5 protein-coding genes are annotated in these 4,857 nt (G+C 42.9%); 1 reads left to right on the forward strand and 4 read right to left on the reverse strand.

Annotated elements, in window-relative coordinates; genetic code table 11:
- Window positions 1–176 precede the first annotated feature (176 nt).
- From V5N63_RS11060 to V5N63_RS11070, 3 genes are all read right to left on the reverse strand, one after another.
- Window positions 177–929, reverse strand: coding sequence for an acyl-CoA desaturase (locus V5N63_RS11060; protein ID WP_088469930.1), 753 nt, complete (start codon window positions 927–929; stop codon window positions 177–179).
- A gap of 124 nt (window positions 930–1,053) precedes the next feature.
- Entirely contained in the window at window positions 1,054–2,349 is a 1,296-nt protein-coding gene (gene tyrS, locus V5N63_RS11065; protein WP_332033993.1) for a tyrosine--tRNA ligase, read from the reverse strand.
- 100 nt (window positions 2,350–2,449) lie between these two features.
- Window positions 2,450–3,898, reverse strand: coding sequence for an FAD-dependent oxidoreductase (locus tag V5N63_RS11070; protein WP_332033994.1), 1,449 nt, complete (start codon window positions 3,896–3,898; stop codon window positions 2,450–2,452).
- A 234-nt stretch (window positions 3,899–4,132) separates the two neighbouring features.
- On the opposite strand from V5N63_RS11070, the gene V5N63_RS11075 reads away from it, so the two are divergent.
- Window positions 4,133–4,579: a KTSC domain-containing protein gene (locus V5N63_RS11075; protein ID WP_332033995.1), complete on the forward strand. Its 447-nt coding sequence runs from the start codon at window positions 4,133–4,135 to the stop codon at window positions 4,577–4,579.
- A gap of 59 nt (window positions 4,580–4,638) precedes the next feature.
- On the opposite strand, the gene V5N63_RS11080 is transcribed toward V5N63_RS11075, so the two are convergent.
- Window positions 4,639–4,857, reverse strand: a 219-nt coding sequence (locus tag V5N63_RS11080; RefSeq protein ID WP_332033996.1) for an RlmF-related methyltransferase, incomplete at its 5' end; no start/stop codon positions are given.

The following is a 4,857-nucleotide window of genomic DNA, read 5'->3' on the forward strand; positions in this document are numbered from 1 at the left end:
TTTTAAGATTATTTTCTACTTTCAATCCATAATATTTTACATCAAAACTAAATTATAAAACATAGGAAAAGAAAAGATGCAGAATTTTAAGACCTTTCTTTTCATCATTCATTTTTCAGATTAACACAAAAAAAAACCGGATATAAAATCCGGTTCAATATTTGTAAAGCTGGGCTTTAGATTTCTCTTTTTACCACAGCAACAGGTTTTAACCTGATCAGTTTCATTTTATCCAGTAAAACCATAATCAGATAAGTCACATCGATTTCGTGCCATCTTACCCCACCGAAATTTGCTCTTCCGCCGTGCTTGTGGTGGTTGTTGTGATAGCCTTCGCCCATCATCAGCCAGTCGAAATGGAACAGGTTTTTAGAAGTATCTGAAACTTTAAAATTCACGTAGCCGTAAATATGTCCGAACCAGTTGATGATCACGCCGTGAATTGGTGCCATCATGTACGCAACCGGCAGCAGAATCCACTGCCACCACGCCGTTGCAAAGAAATAGAAAAATGCGGTATAGGCCACTGCCCACGCAAGTCTGGAACCCCAGGAGCTTGCAAACCTGTCGAAACCTTCCCACTGAGGAACATTCTTGGTGAATTTTTCCTCTATTTTTACCTTCTGCTGGTTGATCTGCTGGTAAATCGATTTCGTGCGCCACATCATCGTAAAAAGGTTGTGGTCGTATTTTGGGGAGTGCGGATCTTTTTCGGTGTCGGCATACGCGTGGTGCATGCGGTGCATTACGCCATATCCGTAAGCGGAGAGATAATTCGATCCCTGGGTGAGCCAGGTAAGAACATAACAAAGTTTTTCGCCGAAGCGCGACATTTTAAAAGACTGGTGCGCCGCATACCGGTGCAGGAAAAAAGTCTGAAAAAAAAGTCCTGAGTACCAAAGGACTGCAATAAAGATGATAATAACCATTAAAAAAAATTTTATGCGTAAAAGTACGAATTTAAAAAAGAACAAATCACTGCAAAACAGCGCATCCTTAGATAAATGCTATATCAATAATAAAAAATCCGGAAGATTCTTCCGGATTTGTGTTTTATACCGCTTTCACGATAAAGTAATTTTTCTTGCCTTTCTGCAAAAGCAGAAACTTTCCGTCGATTAAATCTTTTTCCGCAACTTCGAAAGTGTCGTTTACTTTGTTTTTGTTGATGGAAATTGCGTTGCCGGACAATTCTCTTCTGGCTTCTCCTTTTGACTTCAGAAAGCCTGATTTTTCAGAAATCAGATCGATCACATTGCTGCCAATCACTTCACTTTTGGCGATTTCCTTTTGCGGAACGCCTTCAAAAACCTCCAGGAAAGTCGCTTCATCCAGATTCACCAAATCTTCAGCCGTGGATCTTCCGAAAAGAATTTCCGAAGCCTTCACTGCTTTTTCATATTCTTCGCGGTTGTGAACCCAAATTGTCACTTCTTCAGCCAGTTTTTTCTGAAGTTTTCTTTCGTGCGGTGCGGTCTGATGTTCTGCGATAAGATTTTCAATTTCTTCCTTGCTTAAAAAAGTATAGAATTTAATGAATCTTTCAGCATCGGCGTCGGTGGAATTCACCCAGAACTGGTAGAATTTATAAGGCGACGTTCTTTTTGGATCGAGCCAGTAATTTTCACCACTTTCAGATTTTCCAAACTTGGATCCGTCCGCTTTTGTGATCAAAGGAACAGTCAGCGCAAATGCTTCACCTTTTGCTTTTCTGCGGATCAGTTCAGTTCCGGTGGTGATATTTCCCCACTGATCTGAACCGCCCATCTGAAGTTTTACATTTTTCTCTTTATATAGGTGCAGGAAGTCGTAACCCTGTAAAAGTTGATAGGTAAATTCAGTGAAACTCATGCCTTCTGCGCCGCCTTCACCGGTGATTCTTTTCTTCACCGATTCTTTGGCCATCATATAGTTTACAGTGATGTTTTTGCCGATATCGCGGATGAACTGCAGGAAAGAGAATTCCTTCATCCAGTCGTAATTGTTCACAAGTTCTGCGCTGTTGCTTTCAGTTCCATCAACATTTAAGAATTTTGAAAGCTGCGTTTTCAGACACGAAACATAATGGTTCAGGGTTTCTTCATCCAGCGCGTTACGTTCAGTAGATTTTCCGGAGGGATCGCCGATCATTCCCGTGGCGCCACCCACCAACGCGATAGGTTTGTGACCGTGCTGCTGAAAATGGGCCAGAACTTTAATCGGAATCAGACTTCCGATATGCAGAGAATCCGCCGTAGGATCGAAGCCAATATACGCCGTAGTCATTTCTTTATTCAGTTGTTCATCAGTTCCGGGCATCATGTCGGCATACAGGCCGCGCCATTTCAGTTCTTCAATAAAGGGATTCATCTTCTAAAAATTTTAAGAGGCAAAGATAGGATTTTTGAAGGAAATTTTAGGGCTGGATTTAGAGGGGAATTTTCAGCCCAATTGCAAATCTTTGGAAAATTCAGCGCTCTTTTCGTTTCAGGACTTTTCCGCGCGGTTCGTCGCCTTTATACAGCGCAATTTCGGAGTGCAGAAACTCAGCCGCTGCAGCTGAATCTTTGACTTTTACCGCACTGCGTTCCAACATTTCAGCTTCAAAGGGATTCAATAGATATTCCCGAAGCCCATTTTCCCGCCAGTTGATTCCCGTACTGCACTTTTTATAGATTTCACGCGCCAGCGACAGAGCATCCAGAAGTGCCTGGTTGGCACCCTGACCTTTAAACGGACTCATCGGATGCGCGGCATCACCAATTAAAGTAACAGATCCTGCACGCACCAATGATTCGGAACTGAGTAAATCCCGGTCGTAAACGGGATAGCCGGAAATGAATCTCTCTTCCGTAGCTGCTAAAATTTCCGGAACCGGACTGTGCCAGGGTGTTCTGAGGATGGCTTCTTCTTTAAGAGCTCTGGCACCTTTTGCACTTAGGATTTTGGCTTCATCTTCAGGCATAGGAAAACTCAGCTGCCACATGACCGATTCGGCATCATAAGGCATGATGTAAATTCTTTCATTTCCGTTGGCGGTTTGAAATACCGTCGCGGAATCCAGTAAAGAATGGTGGGGGAGGCCAATCGAACTCAGCGGACAGATGCCCAGAATAACAATGCAGTCCAGATAGCGCAGCGGAGAAATCTTATCTCCAATCAAAAGACTCCGAACAGTGCTCCGGATTCCGTCGGACCCTACAATGAGATCAGCTTTTTCCTTAACCGTTTCGCCGTTGACGAGAAAACTGAGGTTCATGCCGTTCTCTTTATTTTCCTCAAAACCGGTCAGCTGATAACCCCATTTAATGAAATTTGTGTTGCCAAGCTGCTCCATCAATGCGGATCGCAGCGCCTGTCTGGCAATATGTACATTGGTTTTCCTGGCAGACGGTTTGTTGCTGCCTTCCAGCCATTTTCGCATTCCCCATTCGCCGACTGTTTTTCCCTCCGGAGTATGGACCAAATGTCGTGTAGATATCACACCTTTTTCCAGTTTCTGTATTCCGAATCCTTGAATTGCCTTGCTGGCCTGTTGAAGCGTAAGTCCATATCCCTGAGACCGCGCACCGAAACTCTGGTCACGTTCATAAAGCGTAAAAGGGATACCGCGGTGCAGACACGCAACCGCAAGCGCAGTTCCGCCAATTCCGCCGCCAATGATCGCAACATGAGGAAATTTTTCCTGATCGGGAACTGGAAAATCTTCCGCAGGAATCAGTCCCGTTCCGGAACAGGTAGCACAGGGATAAAGATGGGCGTGCGGACGCACAGGCTCGGGAATTGCTCCATCGGATTTTTCATATTCTTCCAGGGCTTTTTCGTACCGGATTCTTACACTTTTTCGGATGCGCTGCTTTTTTTTGCCTTGCCCGGCGCATTCTGTACAAACCGTCCAGCATTGTGTTGGATGTTCCATTATGACCGGTGTTTTTTAAAGCATGGATTCGACATCTGTTCAGAAATTTCAGCAAAGATAATATTTTGCTCGCGGAAGATTTTTAATCTTATTCCACACTATCAGTTTCCTAAGTTTTTCATTAAATTTTAAAAGCCTAATTTTGCACCCCGAAATTCAGATAAGAACCTGTCGTTAAATGTAAAGCATTCCGGTAGCCATTCTTGTTAATTATAAATCGATAAAAATTCAGATATGAAAAGAATTGGCGAACACCGAAAACTTCTTGGCGTTGACAAAACCGCGACTTTAAAAGAGTTAAAAACCATTTACAGGAACACGATGAAAGACGCGCATCCTGATAAATTTGTGAATGATGAAGAAGGAAAACTCGAGGCTGAAGAGAAAAGCAAATCGGTGATTGAAGCATACCACTTTCTCGTGAGCATCAACCCGGAAACACAGGAAAAATACAGAGAGGAATACATCGAAACTACTTCCAAATCAAACATTCAGGATTTTGAGTACGAAAAGCAGATCCTGAAAATTCAGCACCTGAACGGTAAAATGTTCGAATACATTGGTGTTCCAAGAAATACTTATATTAAAATGGTGAACGCCGATTCGCCAAGCCGTTTTGCAAGAAGACACATCTACGGAAATTTTGTGTACAGAAAAGCCGGCGAGGCCATGGTAGATTAATTTACAGATAAAAAAACCTCTTTTAAATCATTTAAAAGAGGTTTTTTTTGAACTGAACTTTACGGGTTCTCTTCTTTTGCATCTGCCCAACGCTTCTCGCGCCAGTCCTGCTGTTCCTTTTTGTTCAGGAACGTCCAGGCAATGATGCGGCTGGATTTGTTGCCTGTGCCTAATGGAATTGTTTTCAGGTGGAAAATATCGGCTTCCTCCAGCAGTTTATAAATTTTTTTCAGGTTCGATTCCTTCGAAACCAAAGTCGAAAACCAATAGCAGTTTTT

This window comes from Kaistella sp., assembly GCF_032060305.1.
Lineage (GTDB): Bacteria > Bacteroidota > Bacteroidia > Flavobacteriales > Weeksellaceae > Kaistella > Kaistella yananensis.